Below are 23,274 nucleotides of genomic sequence, written 5' to 3' on the forward strand. Positions count from 1 at the left end.
CGGAGGTCAGGCAGCGCGGCGGGCGCGGCGGCGGGCTCGGAGGAAGACGGCGTCGTGCCGCTCGTCGCCCCACCAGGCCCACGGAACGTCGGTCATGTACCGGCCGATCGACGCGAAGACCGGCGCGGCCTCAGCGTCGCGGCCGGTTCGCACCAGCCCGTACGCCAGGAAGTTCGCGTCGTCGAGCCAGTCGGCGTGCCGGGTCGCCGGCTGGTGGAACCACCGGTTCAGCGCGTTGTCGAGATCCGCCTGCATGACCGGATCCTGTCGCCACCGCTCGCCGATCTCGTCGGCGGTACCACCGTGGGGTTCGCGATCCTGCTCCCACAGCGCCCACTCCGCGGCGGCCCGAACCGGCAGCACGAGTAGTGGCGAGCCGGTGGGCGCCGTGGCGGCGACCGAGCGGGCGAAGCCGAACATCGCCTCGTGCGAGCCGCTCCACTTCCGGCAGTGGTAGGTCAGCCGGAGGACGTGGCCCTGATGGTGCCGGGGATCCCGCTTGGTCAGCTCACGCCACGTCTCCTCGACGTCCTCCAGTGGCGCACTCTCGTCGATCATGAGATTGAGCCGGTGCGCCCACGGGGTGGGGTCGTCCGGTGCGAGCCGCATCGCGACATCGTTCACCTGCCGGGCCAGGTCCAGCAGGCGGTGGAACTCGGCCCACTGCTCCCGACGTACGTTGGAGGCCCAGTCGCCGCCGCGCACCTCCCACGCCCGTGCCATCAGGGAACGGGCACGGACGAGCTGGGCATCCGGATCCGCGGGCGCGCGCGACACCCAGCGATCGGTCCAGGCGTCCGTGGTGTCGACCCGACCGGTCGTACGGTCGATCCGCGATCCCAGCCCACGAGCTGTCGATTCGGCCAGCACACGGACGTACCGGGCCCGGCGGTCGTAGTCGTTCCGGGTGGCGATCAGCGCCTTCCGGGCCGGTCCGATGTCGGAGCCGTACCGCGCCTGCGTGCACGCCTCGCGCAGCACGGCGTCGTCCTGCGCGGGGTTGAGGTCGATCTGGCGGGTGAGTATCCGCCACACGGTCGAGATCATGATCAGGGATAGTAGATGTCACCGAACAGGGGTGTGGGCCGCAGCGTCGCCGTTCTGCCGCGAGCTAACCCGCTTGTCGCGGTGCGGGGCGCCGGAGAGGATCGGTGGATGGATCTCCGTGCTGCGGAACGGCGGCTCCAAGCCGCTCAGCGTGCCGCCGATGTCAAGTCCCTCGACGCGCTTCTGCACCCCCGGGTCGTGGGGGCCGGACCGGACGGCACGGTCTTCACCAAGGAGGACGATCTGGAGAGCTACCGCTCGGGGGCCCTGCGGATCACCGACCTGGTGGAGGAGTCGCTCGACGTCCAGGACGACGGTGAGACCGGGGTGACCCGCACGGTCGCTGCGGTGGAAGCGGTTCAGGGCGGGGCCGTCGTGTCCGCGCGGTTGCGCTACACCCGGCTGTGGGTGCGTGAGGACGGCAACTGGCGGGTGTTGGCCGCCACCTTCGTCCCGGTCCAGTGAGCGCTCGGACCCGCTCAGGCTCCGGCGGTCGGTTCCACCGTGTAGTGAATGGTCTGCGCGACGATCCAGCCGTCCTCGATGACGTACGAGTCGGCGCCGTCGCGGACCCGCGCGCCCGGTGCGTCAGCGGTCCACTCCAGGAACCCGATCCGATCCTCGATCAGCACTGTCGTGTAGGTGAAGTGGGCGCCCGGAAGCTCCTCGCTCAGCCACTGCGCCAGTCTCCGCACCCCGGCGTGCCCCCGGAACACTCCCCTGCGATCGAGGACAAGACAGTCCGGCGACACGTTGCGCTCGATGTCCTCGGCGAACCGGCCCTCGTTCGACAGGCGCAGGTGCTCGTCGAGCACCTCGCGTGCCGGGCGCGCCCGCAATTGCTCGGTCATTCACCGCAGCCTCTCGTGCATGGACGACTCACGCCATCATCCAACGCCGGGCGGGCGTCGCGTCGCCGATCACGGATCCTCGCCGCCCGGTCGAGCCGGCCTGCCCGGGCTGACCAGCAGCGCCAGGCAGTGCACCTAGGTGAGCGCGTGCACCAGCGCGGTGGCCGCTCCGATCAGAAGGGTCGCGCCGGTGCCGGCACCGACGACGGCGCTGGGGGTGAGGTCGTACCGTCGGGCGACGGCAACGCTGACGACCGCGACCAGGGTGACGAGCGCGGCCCAGATCGCGAGGGCCGGATACCCCAGCAGTGGTGCCAGGGGGAAGAAGTGCAGGCCGACGATCAGGGCGATCCAGGCCGGAACCAGGGACGTGCGGCCGGTCCGCTGGAGCCAGATCGCGCCGGCGGCGCAGAGAACCACCTCGATCAGGACGATCACCCCGAAGACCGGCCCCGTCCTGTCGTCCACGGAGCTGCCCTCGTCCCAGGTGCGTACCGTGACGACGCCGCCGGCGATCGCTGCGGCCAGGGACAGCACCGAGCCGACGCCGAGCCACGGACGCCACGCCTTGGGCGGCGCCTCCTGCGCCCAGCCGAACCAGGCGATCCCGAAGACTCCGAAGATCGCGGCGGTGGCCGCGGCGTTGGCCGCGAATTCAGCATCCATCGGCGCAGTCTAGGGACGGACGACAGTCGCTCCGGACGGTGCCCGCGCAGGCGTCACGACGCCTGCTCCGGGACGGCGGGACGGAGCACCGCGTCGAGCCAGCGCAGCTGCCGCCGGACGTGGACGGCCTCCCCGCCCTCGTGGCCGTTGAACGGGTACGTGTGCATCTCGCGCAGCGGCGCGGTCGACCCGGCGGCGGCGTACTGGTTGTAGGCGGCGAAGCCGGTGCTCGGTGGGCAGACGTCGTCCCGCAGGCCGATCCCGAAGTGCGCCGGCGCGGTGGCCCGCCGGGCGAAGGTGACGCCGTCGACGTAGGACAGTGTGCGCCGGACCGGCTCCTCGGCCTCGCGGTGCACCGCCAGGTACCGGGCGATCTCGCCGTACGGGGAGGCCTCGGTCAGTTCGATGGCGCGCTGGATGTCGCACAGGAACGGGGCGGTGACCAGGAGCGCGGCGAGGCCGTCGACGAGGCCCGCCGCCGCGAGCGCGAGCCCGCCGCCCTGGCTGTTGCCCACCGCGGCGACGCGGGCCGGGTCCACCCCGGGCAGGACGCGGACGGCGTCGATCGCGCGGACCGCGTCGGTGATGAGGCGGCGGTAGTGGTAGTCGTCCGGGGACAGGATCCCCCGCGTGGCGGGGCTGGGCCCGCCGGGCGCGTCGTGCGGGTCCGGGGTGTCGCCTCGGCTGTACAGGCCGGCCTGTCCCCGGTTGTCGACCAGCAGGTGGGCGTAGCCGGCCACCGGCCAGGTGAGCCGCTCGCCCGGCAGGCCCCGGCCGCGTCCGTAGCCGGGGTACTCCACCACTGCCGGCAGCGGCGCCTGTACGCCCGCGGGACGGGTGTACCAGGCCCGGACCGGTTCGCCGGCGTACCCGGCGAACGTCACGTCCCACACGTCGACCAACCGCAGGTCGGTGGGTTCGGGACGGACGTCGACGAGCACCGGGGTGACCGCGGCGGCGGTGAGGGTGGCGCGCCAGAACCGGTCGAAGTCGGCGGGCTCGACAACGGCCGGTGCGTAGCGACGGAGCCGGTCGAGGGAGATATCAATCGACGCTCTTGACACGAAGATAACGATACCCATAAATTTCCGAAAGGCTTACGACGTATTACCGGAAAGTTCCGGCCGACGGTCAGGCGGGAGGACGAGCTTGGCAGCCCCGACCCCGCGCAGTCGTCGGACGCCCTGGCGGCGGGCCCTGCGCCGGGACTGGCAGCTCTACTCGCTCGCCGTCCTGCCGCTGCTGTTCTTCCTGACGTTCCGCTACCTGCCGATGCTCGGCAACGTGATCGCGTTCCGGCGCTTCCAGCCGGGCGGCAGCATCTTCGGCGAGTACTGGACCGGGCTGCGGTACTTCCGGTTGTTCTTCACCGACCCGACCTTCTGGAGCGTGTTCACCAACACGCTCGTGCTGGGCGCGCTGACGCTGGTGTTCTGCTTCCCGCTGCCGATCGTGCTGGCGCTGCTGCTCAACGAGGTGCGCAACCGCGCCCTGAAGCGGTTCGTCCAGTCGGTGTCCTACCTGCCGCACTTCCTGTCGATCGTGATCGTGGCCGCCATGGTCCTCCAACTGCTGTCGGTGGACGGCACGGTGAACCAGATGGTGCGTGCCGTGGGCGGCGAGCCGGTCCCGTTCATGCAGCAGGCCGGGTGGTTCCGGACGATCTACGTCTCCTCCGAGGTCTGGCAGACCGTCGGCTGGGGCACCATCCTCTACCTCGCCGCGCTCACCACCGTCGACGGCGACCTGTACGAGGCGGCCCGCATCGACGGCGCCAACCGGTGGCGGCAGACCTGGCACGTCACGCTGCCGGGGATCCGGCCGACGATGGTCACCCTGCTGATCCTCAACATCGGCACCTTCATGGCCGTCGGCTTCGAGAAGATCCTGCTGCTGTACAACCCCCTCACCTACCCGACGGCGGACGTGATCTCGACCTACCTGTACCGGGTGGGCATCGTCTCCGGGAACCTCAGCTACGCCGCCGCGATCGGCCTGTTCGAGTCCGTGATCGGGCTGACGCTGGTGCTGTCGGCGAACGCGATCTCCCGGCGCACGGTGGGGACGAGCCTGTGGTGAGCACGCGCGCCCGCACGCGGGTACCGGCGGTCCGGCCGCGTGGCCCCCGGCCGACAGCGGGCTACCGGGTCTTCCAGGTCGTCAACGCCGTCGTGCTGACCGGCGTCGTGGTGGTCACCCTGTATCCGTTCCTCACCATCGTGGCCCGCTCGCTCAGCGACAACGCGTACATCGTCGCGGGCGAGGTGAACCTCGTGCCACGCGGGTTCAACCTCACCGCGTACCGCGTGGTGACGTCGGACCCGACGTTCTGGATCAGCTACCGCAACACCGTCTTCTACACGGTGGTCGCCACGCTCATCTCCGTCGTGCTGACCACCTGCTACGCGTACGTGCTGTCGAAGCGGCACCTGCGGGGCCGGACCGCGCTGGTCGGGATCGCCGTGTTCACCATGTTCTTCACCGGCGGCCTGATCCCCAACTATGTCCTGGTCACCAGCCTCGGGCTGAAGAACACCGTGTGGGCGATCGCCCTGCCCAACGCCATAAACGTGTTCAACCTGCTGGTGATGAAGGCGTTCTTCGAGAGCCTGCCGGTCGAACTGGACGAGGCCGCCGCCGTCGACGGGCTGAACACGTACGGCACGCTGCTGCGGATCGTCCTGCCGCTGTCGAAGGCGATGGTCGCCACGATGGTGCTGTTCTACGCCGTCTCGTTCTGGAACTCCTGGTTCGCCGCGTTCCTCTACATGGACCGCCAGGACCTGCTCCCGGTGACCGTCTATCTGCGCAACCTCATCGCGGGCGCGACCGACGCCACGCAGACCGGCGGCGGCCTCGGCAGCGCCGGCGACGTCGTCCAGTCCGCCGCCACCATTCAGTCCGTGACCATCGTGCTGACGATCCTGCCGATCCTCGCGGTCTATCCCTTCATCCAGCGCTATTTCGTCTCCGGGATCATGCTCGGCGCCGTGAAGGGATAGCCGCCCCCGCACCGCCCCCCACCACCGGAAGGAAGAATCCATGGCCCAGCTGTCCCGGCGCCAGGTACTGCTCGCCAGCGGCGCGGCCGCCGTCGTCGCCCTGGCGGGTTGCGGCGACGACACCCCGGACAAGAAGGACCTCGACCGCAACCGTACGGGCGCGATGGAGAAGTACGGCATCGGTGACCAGTTCAAGGCCACCGAGCCGGTCACGTTCTCGATCCTCTACAACAACCACCCGAACTACCCGCTCAAGCCGGAGTGGCTGTTCTGGACCGAGCTGGCCCGGCGGACGAACGTCAAGCTGGACCCGGTCGCCGTGCCGCTGAGCGACTACGAGCAGAAGCGCAGCGTGCTGGTCGGCTCCGGCGACGCCCCGCTGATCATCCCGAAGACCTACCACCCGCAGGAGAGCTCGTACGTCTCCTCCGGCGCCATCCTGCCGGTCAGCGACTACCTCGACCTGATGCCGCACTTCAAGGACAAGATCGAGCGGTGGGGACTCCAGCCGGAGATGGATACGCTGCGGCAGGAGGACGGGAAGTTCTACCTGCTGCCCGGCCTGCACGAGAAGCCCTGGCAGGACTACACGCTCGCGGTCCGCACCGACGTGCTGGAGCAGTTGAAGATCCCGTCCCCGACCACCTGGGACGAGGTGTACGCCATGCTCAAGGCGATGAAGGCGGCCCACCCGGACGTCATTCCGTTCTCCGACCGGTTCGGCAAGCCCAACCCGGCCGGCAACCTGCTGAACATGCTCGCCCTCGCGCACGGCCTGCCCGGCGCCGGCTGGAACTACCAGCCGACGAGCTGGGACGCCGGTGCCGGGAAGTACGTCTTCACCGGCGCCTCGGACGGCTACCGGCAGGTGGTGGAGTACCTCCACAAGCTGGTCGCCGAGGGGCTGCTCGACCCGGAGACGTTCACCCAGACCGACGACCAGGCCCGGCAGAAGCTCGCCAGCGGCAAGTCGTTCGTGATCAGCACGAACGCGCAGACCCTGGTGAACGACTACCGCCCGGACATCGCGAAGATCAACCCGAACGCCCGGCTCGGCAAGATCCTCTTCCCGATCGGGCCGGCCGGCCCGGTCAACGCGGCGAGCCGGCTGGAGAACGGCGTGATGATCTCCAGCAAGGCCCGGGAGGGCAAGAACTTCGTGGCCATGATGCAGTTCGTCGACTGGCTCTGGTACTCCGACGCCGGCCAGGAGTTCGCCAAGTGGGGCGTCGAGGGAACCACGTACACCAAGGACGCCTCGGGCAAGCGCAGCCTCGCCCCGGACGTCAACGTCATCGGGCTCAACCCCAAGGGCAGCAAGCATCTGCAGAAGGACTTCGGCTTCTACAACGGCGTCTTCGCCTACGGCGGCAAGCTCGACCTGGTGCAGTCGTTCTTCTCGCCCGAGGAACTGGAGTTCCAGAAGGAGATGAACGCGCGCAAGCCCGCGCCCTGGGTGACTCCGCCGCCGGCGCCGCTCAGTGATGAGGAGCGGGAGCAGACGACGCTGTGGGCGACCGCGCTGAAGGACCACGTCACCCAGAACACGCTGAAGTTCGCCCTCGGCCAGCGGCCGCTGAGCGAGTGGGACGCCTACGTCTCGGAGCTGAAGGGCAAGAACGCGCAGGCCTACACCGACCTGGTCAACAAGGCGTACGAGCGGTACCGCAAGAGCCACGGCTGACCGGCGATGCGCGGCACCGTACCCGAACGGCCCGTCGGCCGGCTGACCGACGCCTGGCGTACCTGCGTGGGCACCGGCCGGTTCGACCTGGCCCTGCGACGCGACTATCAGGACTCGCTGGCGCTGGTGCAGCGGGACATCGGCTTCCGGCACATCCGCGGGCACGGGCTGCTCAGCGACGGCGTCGGCGTGCACCGCCCCTACTCGTACCAGGGCGAGCGCCGGGTACGGCACGCCTTCACCTACGTCGACCAGGTCGTCGACGCGTACCTCGCGATGGGCATCCGGCCCTTCGTGGAGCTGGGGTTCATGCCCTCGGCGCTCGCCTCCGGCGACCAGACGGTCTTCTGGTGGCGGGGCAACGTGACGCCTCCCCGGTCGTACACCGAATGGGGTGACCTGGTCCGCGCCACGGTGGCCCACCTGGTCGACAGGTACGGCATCGACGAGGTGCGCGGCTGGCCCGTCGAGGTGTGGAACGAGCCCAACCTGACGGCGTTCTGGCAGGGCGCCGACCAGGACGCCTACCACCGCCTGTACGAGGTGTCGGCGCACGCCGTCAAGGACGTCGACACGGCACTCCAGGTCGGCGGCCCGGCCCTCTCCCCCGGCGCCGACGAGTGGCTCAAGCCGTTCGCCGAGTTCGTCACCGACCGCGACGTGCCTGTCGACTTCGTCAGCCGGCACGCCTACACCTCCGGCCCGGCCCGGCACCTGCCGTTCGGCACCCGGCAGACGCTGGCCCCGGCCGCGGACCTGCTGGAGCAGTTCGCCGCGCCCCGCCGGCACCTGGCCGGCACCGCGCTGGCCGACCTCCCGGTGCACATCACCGAGTTCAACTCCTCCTACCGGCCGGACAACCCGATCCACGACACGGCCTTCCACGCCGCCTACCTCGCCCCGGTGCTGGCCGGCGGCGGGGACCTGGTGGACTCCTTCTCCTACTGGACCTTCAGCGACGTGTTCGAGGAGGAGGGGGTGCCGACCGCGCCGCTGCACGGCGGCTTCGGCCTGCTCACCCACCGGCAGATCAAGAAACCCACCTACCACCTGTACGCGTTCATGGCCCGGCTCGGCGACGAGGTGCTCGCACGCGGACCGGACCACCTCGTCACCCGGCACCCCGACGGCCGGGTCGCGGTGCTGGCCTGGGCCCCTGTCGACGTCACCGGCCGGGAGCCGGCACCCGAGCGGCACACCGTGTCGCTGTCGGTGCCGATCGGCCCGCCGGGCACCGTGTCGGCGTTCCTGCTTCGCTCGTCGGTGGGCGAGGACGCCGGCAACGTCTGGGCGGCCTGGCGGGAGATGGGCAGCCCGCACTCGCCACGGCCCCGGCAGCTCGACGCGTTGCGGGAGGCCGCCGAGCCGGCCCGTACCCATCGGGCCCTGCCGGTCGCGGCCGGGCGGGCCGACCTCGACCTCGTCCTCACCCGGCACGAGGTGACCCTGGCCGAACTGACGCCGGTGGTGGACGAGACCCCGCCGTGGTGGGACGACAGGTTGCTCGACCCGCCCGGGGACCGGCAGTGACCGGCGCGGCCGGCGGGCTGCGGGAGTTCGGCGACGGGCCGTTGTCGCGGGCCGCCGCGAGGGTCCACACAGTGCTCGTGGTGGAACTGCTGCTCCTGGTGAGCATGCTGCCCGGCCTGGTCGTGCTCGTGCTGCTCGACCGCGACAGCAGCAACCTCCCGCTGGTCGCCGCCGCCGCGCTGCCACTCGGTCCGGCCGTCTCGGCCGCGCTGCACACGCTGCGGCACCAACGCCCCGACCTGACCGATCTCCGTCCCGCCGCCACGTTCCTCCGGGCGTACCGGGCCAACCTGCCGGGCGTGCTGCGCGTCTGGGCACCGACGCTGCTGTGGCTGGCCGTCATCGCCGTCAACCTGGCGAACCTGCCCGCCGCCGCCGTCCCCGGCTGGTGGGCCGTGCCGCTGGTGGTGGTCGGTGCGGGGGTGCTCCTGGTCGGGGTCAACGCGCTGGTGATCGTCTCACTGTTCACCTTCCGCACCCGCGACGTGCTCCGGCTCGCCGTCTACTACGTGGCGCGCAAGCCCGGCGTCACAGTCGGCAACGTCGCCCTGCTGGCCGCCGTCGCCGGCGTCACCGCGGTGTTCTCCGAGGCGGTACTCGCCCTGCTCGCCGCGCTGCTGGTGCTGGCGCTGCTGCGGATCGGCGACCCCATGATCGACGAGATCCGGGCGGAGTTCACCGCATGAGCGTCCCGGTCACCGGCCGGGCGTCGGCCGACGCCGGCGAGTCGACCTGGCACGCCGCCTGGCTGCCGCCCGCGGCGTTCCGCGAACTCGGCTCCCGGCCGGTGCTGGTGCACGGCGACGGCCTGCTGGTCGACACCGTCCTCGACGAGGTGAGCCGGGCCTGCACCCGGTACGGCGGGCGGCTCTGGCACGGTCCGCCGTGGCAGGTCGACGCCGACCTGGCGCTGGCCCTGCGCGGGGCCGGCCCGGTGCCGAACCCGGCGGCCGAGACGGCCCGGCTCGGCGCGACACCGGCGGTGAACGGCACCGGTGACGGCTCCCTCGGCGACGAGGGGTACCTGCTGACGCGGGTGGACGGCGTGACCGTGGTCCTGGCCGACGCGCCGGCCGGCCTGCTGTACGGGATGTTCCACGTGGTCCGGCTCGGCGCGGCGGCCTTCGACGACGACCTCCCGGCGCGGCGGCACCGACCGGCACTGGACCGGCGGATGCTCGACCACTGGGACAACGTGGCCGTACACCCGGTGTCGGGCCAGGTCGAGCGGGGCTACGCCGGCGGCTCCCTGTTCTGGCGCGACGGCGCCGCCCGGCACGAGCCCGACCGGCTCCGCGACTACGCACGCCTGCTCGCCTCCTGCGGCGTCAACGCCGTCACGGTGAACAACGTCAACGTGCACGACACCGAAGCGCGGCTGCTGACCGACCGGCTCGGCGACGTCGCGGAGATCGCCGAGGTGCTCCGCCCGTACGGCATCCGGGTGCATCTGTCGGTGACCTTCGCCGCCCCGGTGGTCCTCGGCGGCCTGCCCACCGCCGATCCGCTGGACGACCGGGTACGGGCCTGGTGGGCCGCCGCCACCCGGCGGGTGTACCGGCGGATCCCCGACTTCGGCGGCTATCTGGTGAAGGCCGACTCCGAGGGCCGGCCCGGCCCGTTCGCGTACGGGCGCGACCACGCCGACGGCGCGAACCTGCTCGCCGACGCGCTCGCCCCGCACGGCGGCGTGGTGCGCTGGCGGGCGTTCGTCTACGACCACCACCAGGACTGGCGGGACCGGTCGACCGACCGGGCCCGGGCCGCGCACGACCACTTCGCGCCGCTGGACGGGCGGTTCGCCGACAACGTGATCCTCCAGGTGAAGTTCGGCCCGATCGACTTCCAGCCACGCGAACCGGTGTCCCCGGTGCTCGCCGCGATGCCGGCCACCCGGCTGGCGGTGGAGGTGCAGGCGACGCAGGAGTACACCGGCCAGCAGCGGCACGTCTGCTACCTCGGACCCTGGTGGAGCGAGGTGCTGCGGTTCCGGCCCCGGGGCGCGGCCGGCGGCACGATCGCCGACGTTGCGGCCGGGCGGGCGGGCACCGGCGGCGGCCTGGTGGCAGTGGCCAACGTGGGCGACGACCCGTTCTGGACCGGGCACCCGCTGGCGCAGGCGAACCTGTACGCCTTCGGCCGGCTCGCCTGGGATCCGCTGCTGGATCCCGGCGCGATCCTCGACGAGTGGATCGACCTGACCTGGCTGCCGGTCACCACCGGCGATCCGGAGGCGGTGCGGGGGACGATGCACGCGGTCATGGACGACTCCTGGCGCACCTACGAGCGCTACACCGCCCCGCTCGGCGTCGGCTTCATGGTGCGGCCCGGTCACCACTACGGCCCGGACGTGGACGGCTACGAGTACACCCCGTGGGGCACGTACCACTTCGCCGACCGCGACGGTGTCGGGGTGGACCGGACCCGGGCGACCGGGACCGGGTTCACCGGCCAGTACCCGCCACCGTGGTCGGAGGTGTACGAGTCACGCGAGCGCTGCCCCGACGAACTGCTGCTGTTCTTCCATCACGTCCCGTACCGGCACGTTCTGCACAGTGGCCGTACCGTGATCCAGCACATCTACGACACGCACTTCGCCGGTGTGGAGGAGGTGGCGGCGATGCGGGAACGGTGGCGGCTCGTCGCCGGGGCGGTCGACCCCGCCGTCCACGACCGGGTCGCCGAGCGCCTCGACGAACAGCTCCGCAGCGCCGTCGAGTGGCGGGACCAGATCAACACCTACTTCTTCCGCAAGTCCGGGGTGCCGGACGCCCACGGTCGCCGCATCCACTGAACCGGCGCGCTCACCAGGGGTGCACGGTGCCGTCCGTCAGCCGGTTCACCGGGAGGTAGGCCGGCGCGTACGGGTAGCGGGCCGCGGCCTGCTCGTCGATGTCCACACCGAGCCCCGGAGTCTCGGCCGGATGCAGGTAGCCGCCGTCGTAGTGGTAGCCGTGCGGGAACACCTCGTCGGTCGCCTCGGTGTGCCGCATGTACTCCTGCAGGCCGAAGTTGGGGATGGCGAGGTCCAGGTGCAGCGCGGCGGCCATGCAGACCGGGGACAGGTCGGTGGCTCCGTGCGAGCCGCTGCGGACGTGGTGCAGCGCGGCGAGGTCGAAGATGCGGCGCAGGTGGGTGATCCCGCCGGCGTGGACCACAGTGGTACGCACGTAGTCGATGAGCTGTTCCCGGATGAGCTGGGCGGCGTCCCAGATGCTGCTGAAGACCTCGCCGACGGCGATCGGCGTGGTGGTGTGCTGCCGGATGAGCCGGAAACCCTCCTGCAGGTCCGCCGGGACAGGATCCTCCATCCAGGTCAGCGCGTACGGCTCCAGGCTCCTGCCGAGCCGCGCCGCCTCGATCGGGGTGAGCCGGTGGTGCACGTCGTGCAGCAGCCGGAGGGTGGGCCCGAACTCCTCGCGGACCCGGGCGAACACGCTCGGCACGTGGGCCAGGTACGCCTCGGTCGACCAGGTCGTCTCGGTCGGCAGCGCGGCGTCGGCCGGCTCGTAGAACATCTTGTCGGCGCTGACGCCGTACGTCCGGGGCAGGCCGGGCACACCGCACTGCACCCGCACCGCGCGGTAGCCCAGGTCGACGAAGCGGGCGACCTCGGTCAGCACGTCGTCGACTGTTTCGCCGTTCGCGTGCCCGTACACGGTCACGCCCTCGCGGGACCGGCCGCCGAGCAGCTGGTAGACCGGCAGCCCGGCGACCTTGCCCTTGATGTCCCACAGCGCGGTGTCCACGGCGGCGACGGCGCTCATCGTGACCGGCCCGCGCCGCCAGTACGACCCCTGGTAGAGGTACTGCCAGGTGTCCTCGATCCGGGCCGGGTCGCGCCCGATCAGCAGCGGCACGACGTGGTCACGCAGGTAGGACGCGACGGCCAGTTCCCGGCCGTTGAGGGTGGCGTCGCCGACGCCGGTGACGCCGGCGTCGGTGACGACCTTCAGGGTCACGAAGTTGCGGCCGGGGCAGGTCACGATCACCCGGGCGTCGACGATCCTCATCCGGTCTCCCCTGCGGTCGGCGCGCCGGTCACCACAGAATTATCCATCATCGTCGATCTGCCGGGTGCCCCGGTGCCGGCCGGTCAGGCCGGTTCGGGTACGCCCCCGGGCTCCCCGTCGTCGGGCATCGGCTCGACCGGCGCCTCGGGCAGTTCGCCGGGCGTGTCCGGGAGGAGTTCGCCGGGGTCGTCCGGCACGTCCTCACGGGGGTCGATCGGCGGGTACACCTCGGGATCGAGGTCGGGGTTGGTCATCGGCTCAGTATCCGACGCCTGAGCCGGGACCGCCCGCCGAGCACGCCGGTCCTCTGCCGCCTCCGTCACGGGCTCCCACCGTCGCCGGCCGACGGCGCGGACGAGCGGTCCGCCGGCTTGCGCCACCAGAGCCAGACCCCTGCCAGCAGGCACGCCGCGCCCCCGATCGCGACCGCCGACTCGGCCGGTTCGGAGAGGTCGTCGAGGAACGGGAAGGTGTAGGTGGCCGCCATCGCCAGAAGCCCGATCAGCAACAGGAGGCCGGCGGCGATCCGCTGGAGAACCATGCGCGTCATTGGAACACGACGTCGACCCGAGCCCGCAGGCGCGGGGCGCCGACATCGCTGAGCTCCGGCGCGACCGAGATGCCCGCAAACGGCTTCAGACAGGCGGCCGAGGCAACTCCCAGACTCGCTCGAACTCCCCGGCCACCTGCGGCCACACCAGCGCGAGGCCGTCCGCCACCGAGCGAATCTCCGCGGCCTGCGGGCCGCAGATGACGAACTCGTGCGGGATCAGTCGGCCCGACTGGTCCTGACGCCCCAGCGGATCCGCGATGCGCAACGCCACCCTGTCACCGACGGCGTGGCAGATCTCCGGCGCGTCACCAGCACCCACGAAAGCGGCTTCGTACTCCGGAAGAGGGTCCGGGAACCCGCCGGTGAGCAGGAAACGGAAGCCCCACACTCGGCCGCGGGTGGCCCAAATGAGGCTCATCGCACGCTCCGGAGCAGGATCTGGTTGTCCTCGCCCTTCTCCAAATCCATCCGGAAGCCGGTCAGTGTGGCCGAGAGAAACTCCTTCTTGGACAGTGCCTCGGCATTGACCGCCCGCAGCTTGTCCCCCGTCAGTTTCGCCGCGTTGCTGATGAGGTCCGGACCGACGATATTCATCAGCAGACCCAGCGGGCCGGGCAGTTTGGTCTTGGCCAGCAACGCGAGTGCCAGATCGTCGGCACGACCGAGAAGGCCCTCGAGCAGGCGTGCTGGAAGCTGTGTCAACTCGTGCCACCGGTGATGACGCTCGAACGGCAGGACGGCGGCCAGCGGCAAGATCAGATCCAACCCGACGCGCTCGGCCACCGTGATCCTGCCCGGCTCGAACTTCGCCGACGAGAGCAGCACGAAATCCTCGCCCACCGACAGCGCCTCGCGGCCCTCCACCAGTCCGGCGATCGCCTCACGCAACTGCTCGAGCTCGTCGCATGCCTTGGCCACGAGCAGATCACGGAACCTGTACACGTCCATGTCCGGAAGGAGGTCGGCCTTCGACAGCGCCATCACCCAGATCCGGGGGAACTGGGCAAGCGGCTTGCCGTCCTCGATCAGCTCGTCCCGTAGCGACAGCACGCCATTTCGGAGATTGCTGAACAGGGACTTGAGGTACCGGTCCTCCTCGCCCGCGTTGTCGAGCAGCTTCTGGCCATCCACCAGCAGCAGGGCGACGTCCGAGCTCAGTAGGGACCGGAAGGTGTCGGCGCGGCGCTGAGCCTCCTCCGGACTCTGCACGGACTGCTCGAACCACTCCCCCGGATAGTCGTGCCATACCACCCGCAGCACGTCGAACGGCCGGGACTTCGCCGCCGCGGGATCTGATCCGTCCTTCATCTGCACTTTAAAGGCGTAGGACGTGGCGGCGAAGCGGGTGGTGAGCGGCAGCGTTCCCTCGTCCTTCATGCCGAGGTAGTTCTTGTGCAGCCGGTTACCCTGGCCGATGTCCTCCGCCAGGACGTGGAAGAGGCTTCTCTTCAGATACTGCGGCTCCTGCGTGCCGCCGTAGAACGACGAGAGCAGGACGGTCTTTCCGCTACCGCTCTCCCCGAACACGGCAATGTGCTGCTCGAACGCCCTCGGTTGCATGTGAGGACCTTACGCGAAACGGCGATCATCGCGATGACCGACGCCAACCCATAGCTCATCCGCCCGGCAACCACCGCAGCAGCCCAAATGACAACACCGCGTGCGACGCCAAGCTGGAGTGCGACCGGCCCGCCCTCGATACCGGAACCGACCCAGCGCTGGCCACCAGTTGGATCGCGCAGACCCGGGGCCGAACGCGCCGCGGAAGCAGCCCTATACGCGATCGCGGGTGCAGCCCGCGCAGCTGGAGGCCGTCACCCTCCGAGCGTCTGGTCGCCGCACCCGATGGCGGGCGGCGGGCCGAGGCCACCGCGAAGGCGATGTACGTCGATGCCTTGACACTCCAGATGCGATCGCGAACACTTGTTCGCAACGCGCATTGACAACCAGAAGGCATATATCTGCGTCGACGTGACGCGTCCCGGCCCTGAAGCCCTGGGATGCGCACGACGCATTGATGTTAGCGCTAACAGGGGCCACTCCCAGAGGGCTTAGGACGGCCGGACCACTGCCGGGCAGCAGCGGATTCGGCGATCAGCCTGATGTCCGGAGCCAGAGAGGCTGGATCAGATGATCGACCAATTCCTGACGCGGATCACGTCGTCGCGGCGCCGCCCAGCGAGCAGATCGCGGAGCACGCGGTCGCTCCGCCGGCTGCCGATCGCGCTGACGGCCGCGGTGACGGCGATGGTCGGCGGCGTCGTCGTCATGTCGTCGCCGGCCGTCGCCGCCACGAACCAGTTCCGAGGCATGAACTGGGCTGTGCTGGGTGACAACTTCAGCACCGGTCCCCTCGTCGTGCAGGGTCTGAGTTCCTCCGACAGCAACGCGACGGTACGGGCGAAGGCCAACGCCCTCTACGACGACATGGCCTCCACCATGGGAGTCAACACCGTCCGGCTGCCCATCAACACCCACACGGTGGGGACGGCGTGGTGGGATGCCTACCGGGGCGCCATCGACGCCGCCACCGCCCGCGGGTTCAAGGTCATCCTCGCCTACTGGGAGGACGGTGCCGCCTCCGGCGGCAGGATCACGAACCTCGCCGCGTGGAACGCGATGTGGTCCACGGTGACCAACACGTACGGCTCGAACCCCAACGTCTACTTCGAACCGATGAACGAGCCGCACGGTTACAGCTCGACCGAGTGGCGCAACGTCGCGGCCGACTGGCTCAGCTACCACTACTCGGCGGTGCCCAGCCGGGTGCTGATCGGGGGCACCGGATTCAGCCAGGACCTGCGGGACGTCTGCAACGACACCCGCTTCGCCTCGACGCTGCTGTCGTTCCACCACTACGCCTTCTTCTACGGCGAGATGACCTACGACGCCTTCCGGAGCCACATCCAGACCCGCCTCGGCAACTGCGCGTCGCGGGCGGTCGCCACCGAGTTCGGCGCGCCCATGAACGACGGCCGCAACTACGCCGACGCGAACAGCACCGACAACTTCGTGCGTCACATCCGCGCCATGGCCCAGGTCATGCGCGACAACCGGATGGGCGGCACCTACTGGCCCGCGCTCGGCGGCAAGCCCGGCACCATCGGCTACGACTGGTACTCGATGTACTCGCTCAGCGGCGGCGGCACCGACCTCAACCTGACCGTCCGCAACACCTCCGGCGCCGACCAGATCCGGTACGCGTGGGGCGACACCATCGGGGGTGGCCCCACGACGCCCCCGCCGTCGACGGAAACGTTCTACCGGATAACCGTGCGGCACAGCGGCAAGGCCATGGACGTCCAGCAACCGAACACCGACAACGGCGCGCGCGTCGGCCAGTACACGTACAACGGCAATGCGTGGCAGCAGTGGCAGTTCCAGGACGCCGGCAACGGCTACTGGCGCCTCGTCAGCCGCAACAGCGGGAAGTGCCTCGACGTGGTGAGCGCGTCCACCGCCGACGGCGCCGAGCTGATCCAGTACACCTGTGGCAGTGGCACCAACCAGCAGTTCCAGATGGTCACAGGCGGCAGCTACTTCCAGCTCCGGGCCCGACACAGCGGCAAGTGCGTGGACGTACCGGCCGCATCGACCGCTGACGGTGTGGTCCTCAAGCAGTACGCGTGCAACACCGGCGCCAACCAGCAGTGGTCGCGTACGACCGTCTGACCGCCCCTCCGCAGGCGCCCGGTGCGACCGGCGATCTCCTCACGGGCGCTCCACCCGAAGGCCCGGTGGTCGCGAAGTCCGCGGTGAGCCGACTCCCTCCGTCGCCGGCGAGGAGGACTGCGGGATGCCGGGCATCGTCGCGTCGTCCCCCTCCGCCCGGGGCGCGGGCGGGTCGGACGCCGCGGCGAAGGTGACCGGCGCGCCGAACGCGGCCCTCCGGACGGCGCGGCGCAGCGCGGCGAGGACGGCCGGACCGGCGAGGACGATCGCCACGGCGGTGGTGATCGCGCGGCCGGTGTCCCAGCCGAAGGTGGAGGTGACGGCGGTGAACAGGGCGAGGCGGTGCAGATTCTCCAGGACGGGGGCGCCGGCGACGTAGGACAGCTGGGTGTCCGCGCCGACGCTGAACGGCCAGAACCACAGGTTCATCAGCAGGCCGTAGCCGTAGGCGGCGAGCACCCCGTACCCGGCCAGGACCGCGACCTCGGCCCGGCCGCGCAGCCGGGCCGGGAGCAGGCCGGCGCCGAGGCCGATCCATGCGGCGCAGAGCATCTGGAACGGCAGCCACGGCCCGACGCCTGCGGTGAGCAGAGCGGAGGCGAACAGCGACGTGGCGCCGAGCAGGAACCCGAACCCGGGCCCGAAGACCCTGCCGGCGAGGACGAGCAGGAAGAACACCGTCTCGATGCCCGCCGTCCCCGCGCCCAGGGGGCGCAGGGCGGCGTTGACGGCCGCGAGTACGCCGAGCATCGCCAGGGCTTTGCTGTCGATCCCGCCGGAGGTGAGTTCGGCGAGGACGAGTGCCACGAGTACCGGCAGCATGACGATGAAGACCAGCGGCGCCTCGCCGGTGCGGGCGGTGGTCTCCGGGTCGGCGGGGACGAAGAAGGGCCAGGTGAAGGTGGCCAGCGCGGCGGCCGAGGCGAGGGTCAGCACCACAGCGGTACGCGGGGCGACCCGCAGCACGCTCATGCCGGTGCCCTGGTGGGGGTGAGCGCGGCGGCGACCTGTTCCACTGTCAGCCAGGGCGCGGGGGCGAGGACCTTGGCCACCTGCGGCGCGAACGCCGGCGAGGCGAGCATGACCTCTGCGGTGGTGCCGTCGGAGACGATCTCCCCCTCGGCCATCACGATCACCCGGTCGGCGAGAGTGGCGACGAGTTCGACGTCGTGGGTGGCGACCACCACGGCCCGGCCGCTGCCGGCCAGCATCCGGACGACGGCGGTGAACTGCCGCTTGGCGTGGTAGTCCAGGCCGCGGGTCGGCTCGTCGAGCAGGACCACCGGCGGAGCGGCGGTGAGCTGCACGGCGAGCGCGAGGGCCAGCCGCTGTCCCTCGGACAGGTCCCGGGGGTGCCGGTCGCCGGGCAGTCCGGGGACGATCTGGTCCACCAGCGCCCGGCAGGTGCCGGCCGGTACGCCGGTCTCCCGGTCGGCCTGGGCGCACTCCGCGTCGACGGTCTCCAGGTAGAGCAGGTCGCCGGAGTTCTGCGGGACGAGGCCGACGTGCCGGCGGGCCTGACCGGCAGGCAGGGCCTTCGGGTCGACGGTGCCCTCCGGCCCGGTCACCGCGACGGTGCCGCCGTGGCGGGGGCCGCTGCCCTGCACCGCCCAGAGCAGGCTGGACTTGCCGGATCCGTTGCGGCCCATCAACGCGACGACCCGGCCGGCGCGCAGATCGAGGTCGACGCCGGCCACCGCGACGGTCCCCGGGTACCGTACGACGATCTTCCGCGCGGTCAGCGTGGGACCGGTGTCCGCGCCCGCCGGGACCGGCGGCGGCTCCATGCCGGCGAGCCGGCGCCGGAGGTCGGACGCCCGTCGGCGGGCGTCACGGACCGACAGCGGCAGCGGTGTCCAGCCGGCGAGGCGGCCCAGCTCGATCAGGGGTGGCGCGATGTCGATGTGGGCCAGCCCGGTCGCCGGTGTCCCGTCGTGGACGTGGCCGTCGCCGGGCAGGTACAGCAGCCGGTCGGCGTACTGCAGGACGCGCTCCAGCCGGTGCTCGGCCAGGACCACTGTCACTCCGAGGTCGTGCACCAGCCGGGTGACGGTGGCGAGCACGTCCTCCGCGGCGGTGGGGTCCAGCGCGGAGGTGGGTTCGTCGAGCACCAGCACCCGGGGGTGCGCGGTGAGCACCGCGCCGATGGCGACCCGCTGTTGCTGCCCGCCGGACAGCGTCCGCAGAGGCCGGTCGCGCAGGTCGGCGATGCCGAGCAGGTCCAGCGTCTCCTCCACCCGCTTGCGCATCACCGCGGGTGACAGGGCGAGCTGCTCCATCCCGTACGCCAGTTCCTCCTCGACGGTGTCGGTGACGAAGCCGGCCAGCGGGTCCTGGCCGACCACGCCGACGACGTCGGCGAGATCACGCGGCGGGTGCGTGCGGGTGTCCCTGCCGTCGACGGTGACGGCGCCGTACAGGGTGCCGCCGGTGAAGTGCGGGACGAGACCGTTGATGGCCCGCAGCAGCGTCGACTTTCCGGCACCGGTACGACCCGCGACCAGGCAGAGTTCGCCCTCCTCGATGCGGAGCGTCACGTCCCGCAACGGTGGTGGGCCGCCCTCGGCGTAGTGGACGGTGACCCGGTCGAAGGTGATCATGGACGGTCTCCCGGTGTCGTCGCCGCCGCGGCGCGTCCTCCGTCTGCCGGCGCGTCCGTGACGGGGATCGGCCGGTCCACCGCCGGCGGGCGTCCGGCACGTGCCGTCGGCGGTGGTGGCGGCGCCAGCCAGGCGGGTGCCGCCGCGACGCCGACAGCGAGAAGCATCAGCGGGGTCAGCTGGGGCCAGGTGAGCGGGCTGACCGGCGGGTAGAGCAGTTCCGGGTCCACCGAGCCGGCGAGCATGGTCAGCGCCGCGGCGGCCACCCCGCAGCCGGCCACGAGCAGTTCGGCCGGGCGCCAGCGGTCCGGTCGGTACCGGCTGCGGCGGACCCGGCGGCCGGCCAGCAGCATGCCGACCACGGCGGCGGTCAGTCCGGCCAGGAGTATCGGCAGCCCCAGGTAGCCGGGTGCGGCGGTGTCGAGCAGCCCGTAGGTGCCGGCGCAGACGCCGACCAGCCCGCCGAGGACGAGCGCGCCGGTGACGGTTCGCTGCCCGGCGGGCACCGACGCGGTGCGGCCGTAACCACGGGCGTCCATCGCCGCCGCGAGGGCCAGGGACCGGTCCAACGCGTCGGCCAGCACCGGCAGGGCGATCCCGCGCAGCGCCCGCATCCCCCGGCCGGACGCACCGCGCAGCCGACGGGCCCGGCGCACCCGTAGCACGCTCTCCACCAGCTGCGGGGCGACCGACAACGCGACCACGATGGCGGTGCCGACCGCGTACAGCGCTCCGGGTACGGCCTTGAGCAGCCGTTTCGGGTTGGCCAGGGCGTTCGCGGCACCGAGGCAGATCAGCATCGTCGCCAGCCGCAGCCCGTCGTAGAAGCCACCGAGGATCTGCTCGACGGCGACCGGTCCGAACAGGCGGATGCCCGCCGCCCACTCGGGCAGCGGGATCTCCGGCAGCCGGACCAGGATGTGCTCGCCCTGGCCGCCGCCGAACACGATCCGGAACACGACGCGCATCGTGACGATCACCGCGCCGAGCCAGACGTACATGCGGAACGCCAACGCCCACGGCGCGTCACCCCGGCGGCGCACCACCACCAGACCGGCGACCGCGACGAGCAGGGCCAGCGGCAGCGGATTCGTGGTGTGGCTGGCCGCGGTGGCCAGGCCGAGCGCCCACAGCCACCATGCGCCCGGGTGCAGCCCCCGGGGTAGCCACCACACCGGCCACCGGCCCGGCAGACGACCGGCGTCAGCCGTCCGCGACCCGGTGACCGTGGCGTCAGTCATCCGGGTCGCCGGCACGCCGTCGTCGGGCCGCGACCAGGGCGCCGGTGGCGAGCACGGCGAGCAGCAGCACCCCGGCGATCGTGCCCAGCGGCAGACCGTCGTCGTCACGGGACGCGGCGACATCCGTCACCACCGGCTCGTCGGAGGAGCCCTGCGGTGCCGTGCCGGTGGCGGCACCCGGCGTCGCCGCCAGGGTCGGCGTACCGGCCGTCGGTGACGTGCCGGCGGAGGCCGGCGGGCTGACGGCGGCCGGCGGGCCGGAGGTGCCGGCCGGCCGGGTGGGCTCGCCGGGCCGGCCACCGGCGACCGGCGGCGGTACGACGGGTCCTCCGGCCGGTGGTGGCGCCGCCGGCCCGCCGCCGGTGGGCGGCGGCGTAGGGGGCGGCGGTGGTGGCGGTGGCGGGGCGGGGCGTTTCGGCGCGACGCCGGGACGAGGCGCGTCATCGGCGTTGCGGTTGAGGGAGAACGACCAGCCCTCGAAGCTGCCCGCCGCCGGCTTGCGGTTGAGCACACCCTTGTCGCTGTACGTCCAGCTGCCGCCGTTCGGGGCGTGCCAGTACGACCAGTAGGCGCTCGCAGGCGGCGTGTCGACGCACTTCTCCGTCGCGGCCGACGGCTTGCCGTCGATCCGGCAGATGAACCCCTCACCCCAGCGCAGGGTTCCGGTGATCGGGAAGCCCGCGTTCTTGAGCGCCGCGAGGCCGGTGGCCTGGGCGCCCGGGGCGCAGCGCACCACCGTTCCGCCGCCGAGTTCGTGGAAGTCCACCACGACGGTCACCCCGGAGGCGTCCGGGCAGTAGCCGGCCGACCCGGCGGCCACCGCAGGACTGCCCGGTCCGATCGTGGTGCAGGCGGTGACCAGGGCGACGGCCAGCGCGCCGCGGGCGGCGCGGAGGCTCATCCCGCCCGCCGTCGGCCGAGCACGAGCAGTGTCACTCCGCCACCGATCAGCAGCAGCGCGATCAGCAGGTAGCTGCCGATCGCCGCGCCGGTCGTCGGCAGCCCGCCCAGCCCTGATGCGGCCGGGGTCGTGCTCGGCGGAGCTGCGGTGGTCGGCGCCGCGGTCGTGGGCGCGGGTGTCGCGGGAGGGCTGGTCACGCTCGGCGCCGGGCCGGCGGTGCCGGTCGGTGGAGGCGACGTGGTGAGCGTGGGAGACGCGGTGGGCGTGGACGGCGCGGTGGGCGTGGCCGTGCCGGTCGGGGTGGGGTGCGGCGTGGGCGGCGGGTCGAGGCCGATCCGGCCCAGCGGGACCTGGGCCAGCCCGAGCAGGGCCTGCGCGGTGGCCCGGCGCCACTGGTCCCGGTCGGTGTCGGTGATCCCGGCCGCGGCGGCGGCCGTGAAGCCGTCGGTGTTGTAGGCGATCGCGCCGGCGTCGGCGGAGGCCGCCCCGCCGTTGCCCGTGGTGAGCTGCAGCGCGGCCAGGGCCTTCGCCGCGCGGGCGGCCTCGTCGTCGCGGCCGGCGGCGGCGAGGGCCTGCCCGGCCAGGCCGGTGCTGTTGGAGTTCGCGCCGGTGGTGGGTCCGGAGCCGCCGAAGGAGCCGTCGGTGTGCTGCTGGGTGACGAGCCAGTCGGCGCCCTTGCGGGCGGCGGCGCTGGCGCCGGTGGCGCCGTCCTCGGCGGCGGTCAGCAACGCCTGCACGGCCATCGCTGTCGAGTCGACGTCGAGGGTGGCGCCGGGTTGGTCGTCGCAGGACGGCGACGGCCCGTCGGCGGCGTCCGGGTAGAGCCGGAAGCCACCTGCCGCGCACTGCTGCCGGACCAGGAAGTCCACAGTGTCGTGTGGCAGGTCGCCGCTGCGGGCCAGGCCGAGCACGGCGAAGGACTGGTCGAAGGTGTTGCTGGCGTCCGGGCCGCTGTCGGCGGTGGTACGGCTGGTGATCCGTCCCCGCTGGTGTCCGGCGTCGGCCGTGGCGATCAGCGACAGGGTTTCCGCCCGCAGGTCGTAGCCGCCGAAGTCGGTGGGGTCCGCGTCGGCGGCGACTGCGGCGTAGAGCAGTTTGGCGGTGGCCCCGCCGTCGGTGAAGCCCTCGATGCCCCAGTCGTCGTAGCTGTTGTAGGAGCGTACGTGTCTGGCGACCTGCGCGGTCGCCGCCTGCCGGGTCGGCGCGTCGACGCCGGTGGCGGACAGCGCGACCAGGCCGTCGATGGTCAGCCCCCAGTCCTCGGGGGTGAACGGGCCGGGCAGCGAACCGTCGGTGAACTCGCCGGCCAGCCAGGACGCGGCGTCGCGGGCGGCGGTGACGTGGGCCGGGGCGGGTGCCGCGACAACGGCCGGCGGGGCGCCGGTGATCACGGCGAGAGCCGTCACCGTGGCCATACCGAGACCGGTGGTGAGACGCCGGGACAGGGGCATCAGGGGTGCCTTTCGCAGAGCGGTCGGTGAAACCTCCGGAAAGCACCCCGAGAAACGGACACC

At 71.8% G+C, this 23,274-nt stretch carries 23 protein-coding genes; 8 read left to right on the forward strand and 15 right to left on the reverse strand.

The annotated features are described in order from the left end of the window. Nucleotides 1–6: 6 nt before the first annotated feature. Nucleotides 7–1,047 carry a DUF4034 domain-containing protein gene (locus CLT75_RS11510; RefSeq protein ID WP_135240796.1) on the reverse strand — a complete coding sequence of 347 codons (1,041 nt, stop codon included), beginning with the start codon at nucleotides 1,045–1,047 and terminating at the stop codon, nucleotides 7–9. Between the two features lie 108 nt (nucleotides 1,048–1,155). Here CLT75_RS11510 and CLT75_RS11515 point away from each other — a divergent pair, with 108 nt between their 5' ends. Continuing rightward, nucleotides 1,156–1,512 (forward strand): nuclear transport factor 2 family protein, encoded by a 357-nt coding sequence (locus CLT75_RS11515; RefSeq protein ID WP_135240797.1) that lies wholly within the window; start codon nucleotides 1,156–1,158, stop codon nucleotides 1,510–1,512. A 14-nt stretch (nucleotides 1,513–1,526) separates the two neighbouring features. Here the strand turns inward: CLT75_RS11515 and CLT75_RS11520 are convergent, their stop codons facing one another. The 3 genes from CLT75_RS11520 to CLT75_RS11530 form a co-directional block, all read right to left on the reverse strand. Continuing rightward, on the reverse strand, nucleotides 1,527–1,898 hold the full coding sequence (locus tag CLT75_RS11520; protein ID WP_135240798.1) for a nuclear transport factor 2 family protein: 372 nt from the start codon (nucleotides 1,896–1,898) through the stop codon (nucleotides 1,527–1,529). A gap of 135 nt (nucleotides 1,899–2,033) precedes the next feature. Continuing rightward, entirely contained in the window at nucleotides 2,034–2,564 is a 531-nt protein-coding gene (locus tag CLT75_RS11525) for a hypothetical protein (protein WP_135240799.1), read from the reverse strand. A gap of 53 nt (nucleotides 2,565–2,617) precedes the next feature. Beyond that, nucleotides 2,618–3,646 (reverse strand): acetylxylan esterase, encoded by a 1,029-nt coding sequence (locus tag CLT75_RS11530; RefSeq protein ID WP_135240800.1) that lies wholly within the window; start codon nucleotides 3,644–3,646, stop codon nucleotides 2,618–2,620. Between the two features lie 67 nt (nucleotides 3,647–3,713). Between CLT75_RS11530 and CLT75_RS11535 the strand changes: the two genes are divergently transcribed. The 6 genes from CLT75_RS11535 to CLT75_RS11560 are packed head-to-tail and all read left to right on the forward strand — an operon-like array spanning nucleotide 3,714 to nucleotide 11,574. After that, complete coding sequence (locus tag CLT75_RS11535) at nucleotides 3,714–4,643, forward strand: ABC transporter permease subunit (RefSeq protein WP_135240801.1); 930 nt, start codon at nucleotides 3,714–3,716, stop codon at nucleotides 4,641–4,643. Continuing rightward, entirely contained in the window at nucleotides 4,640–5,566 is a 927-nt protein-coding gene (locus CLT75_RS11540) for a carbohydrate ABC transporter permease (RefSeq protein WP_486485137.1), read from the forward strand. The genes CLT75_RS11535 and CLT75_RS11540 overlap by 4 nt, the downstream gene beginning before the upstream one ends. A gap of 40 nt (nucleotides 5,567–5,606) precedes the next feature. Further along, nucleotides 5,607–7,250, forward strand: coding sequence for an ABC transporter substrate-binding protein (locus CLT75_RS11545; RefSeq protein WP_135240803.1), 1,644 nt, complete (start codon nucleotides 5,607–5,609; stop codon nucleotides 7,248–7,250). A 6-nt stretch (nucleotides 7,251–7,256) separates the two neighbouring features. Continuing rightward, nucleotides 7,257–8,780, forward strand: coding sequence for a GH39 family glycosyl hydrolase (locus CLT75_RS11550; protein WP_135240804.1), 1,524 nt, complete (start codon nucleotides 7,257–7,259; stop codon nucleotides 8,778–8,780). Further along, entirely contained in the window at nucleotides 8,777–9,466 is a 690-nt protein-coding gene (locus CLT75_RS11555) for a DUF624 domain-containing protein (protein ID WP_135240805.1), read from the forward strand. Before CLT75_RS11550 ends, CLT75_RS11555 begins: the two co-directional genes overlap by 4 nt. Next, nucleotides 9,463–11,574, forward strand: coding sequence for an alpha-glucuronidase (locus tag CLT75_RS11560; protein ID WP_135240806.1), 2,112 nt, complete (start codon nucleotides 9,463–9,465; stop codon nucleotides 11,572–11,574). The genes CLT75_RS11555 and CLT75_RS11560 overlap by 4 nt, the downstream gene beginning before the upstream one ends. Before the next feature lie 10 nt (nucleotides 11,575–11,584). Here CLT75_RS11560 and manD read toward each other — a convergent pair whose 3' ends face one another. From manD to CLT75_RS33140, 6 genes are all read right to left on the reverse strand, one after another. Next, nucleotides 11,585–12,793 (reverse strand): D-mannonate dehydratase ManD, encoded by a 1,209-nt coding sequence (gene manD, locus CLT75_RS11565; RefSeq protein ID WP_135240807.1) that lies wholly within the window; start codon nucleotides 12,791–12,793, stop codon nucleotides 11,585–11,587. Nucleotides 12,794–12,876: 83 nt separating this feature from the next. After that, entirely contained in the window at nucleotides 12,877–13,047 is a 171-nt protein-coding gene (locus tag CLT75_RS32585; RefSeq protein ID WP_013287071.1) for a hypothetical protein, read from the reverse strand. Between the two features lie 65 nt (nucleotides 13,048–13,112). Continuing rightward, on the reverse strand, nucleotides 13,113–13,334 hold the full coding sequence (locus CLT75_RS11570) for a hypothetical protein (RefSeq protein WP_486485138.1): 222 nt from the start codon (nucleotides 13,332–13,334) through the stop codon (nucleotides 13,113–13,115). Nucleotides 13,335–13,428: 94 nt separating this feature from the next. Continuing rightward, on the reverse strand, nucleotides 13,429–13,764 hold the full coding sequence (locus CLT75_RS11575; RefSeq protein ID WP_135240809.1) for a hypothetical protein: 336 nt from the start codon (nucleotides 13,762–13,764) through the stop codon (nucleotides 13,429–13,431). Further along, nucleotides 13,761–14,906: a TRAFAC clade GTPase domain-containing protein gene (locus tag CLT75_RS11580; protein WP_135240810.1), complete on the reverse strand. Its 1,146-nt coding sequence runs from the start codon at nucleotides 14,904–14,906 to the stop codon at nucleotides 13,761–13,763. The genes CLT75_RS11575 and CLT75_RS11580 overlap by 4 nt, the downstream gene beginning before the upstream one ends. A 566-nt stretch (nucleotides 14,907–15,472) precedes the next feature. Then, nucleotides 15,473–15,640: a hypothetical protein gene (locus tag CLT75_RS33140; RefSeq protein ID WP_486485139.1), complete on the reverse strand. Its 168-nt coding sequence runs from the start codon at nucleotides 15,638–15,640 to the stop codon at nucleotides 15,473–15,475. A 16-nt stretch (nucleotides 15,641–15,656) separates the two neighbouring features. Between CLT75_RS33140 and CLT75_RS11585 the strand changes: the two genes are divergently transcribed. Then, entirely contained in the window at nucleotides 15,657–17,018 is a 1,362-nt protein-coding gene (locus CLT75_RS11585; RefSeq protein WP_486485140.1) for an RICIN domain-containing protein, read from the forward strand. Nucleotides 17,019–17,057: 39 nt separating this feature from the next. On the opposite strand, the gene CLT75_RS11590 is transcribed toward CLT75_RS11585, so the two are convergent. From CLT75_RS11590 to CLT75_RS11610, 5 genes are read right to left on the reverse strand one after another with little or no spacing between them, the layout of a single operon-like run. Continuing rightward, nucleotides 17,058–17,990, reverse strand: a complete 933-nt coding sequence (locus tag CLT75_RS11590) for an ECF transporter S component (protein WP_135240812.1) — start codon at nucleotides 17,988–17,990, stop codon at nucleotides 17,058–17,060. After that, nucleotides 17,987–19,618, reverse strand: a complete 1,632-nt coding sequence (locus tag CLT75_RS11595) for an ABC transporter ATP-binding protein (RefSeq protein WP_135240813.1) — start codon at nucleotides 19,616–19,618, stop codon at nucleotides 17,987–17,989. The genes CLT75_RS11590 and CLT75_RS11595 overlap by 4 nt, the downstream gene beginning before the upstream one ends. Further along, nucleotides 19,615–20,859, reverse strand: a complete 1,245-nt coding sequence (locus tag CLT75_RS11600; RefSeq protein ID WP_135240814.1) for a CbiQ family ECF transporter T component — start codon at nucleotides 20,857–20,859, stop codon at nucleotides 19,615–19,617. Before CLT75_RS11600 ends, CLT75_RS11595 begins: the two co-directional genes overlap by 4 nt. Then, nucleotides 20,852–21,760, reverse strand: coding sequence for a hypothetical protein (locus CLT75_RS11605; RefSeq protein ID WP_135240815.1), 909 nt, complete (start codon nucleotides 21,758–21,760; stop codon nucleotides 20,852–20,854). Before CLT75_RS11605 ends, CLT75_RS11600 begins: the two co-directional genes overlap by 8 nt. Continuing rightward, nucleotides 21,757–23,211, reverse strand: a complete 1,455-nt coding sequence (locus tag CLT75_RS11610; protein WP_135240816.1) for a prenyltransferase/squalene oxidase repeat-containing protein — start codon at nucleotides 23,209–23,211, stop codon at nucleotides 21,757–21,759. The genes CLT75_RS11605 and CLT75_RS11610 overlap by 4 nt, the downstream gene beginning before the upstream one ends. Nucleotides 23,212–23,274: the final 63 nt, after the last annotated feature.

The sequence above is a fragment of the Micromonospora sp. CNZ285 genome, from assembly GCF_004637285.1.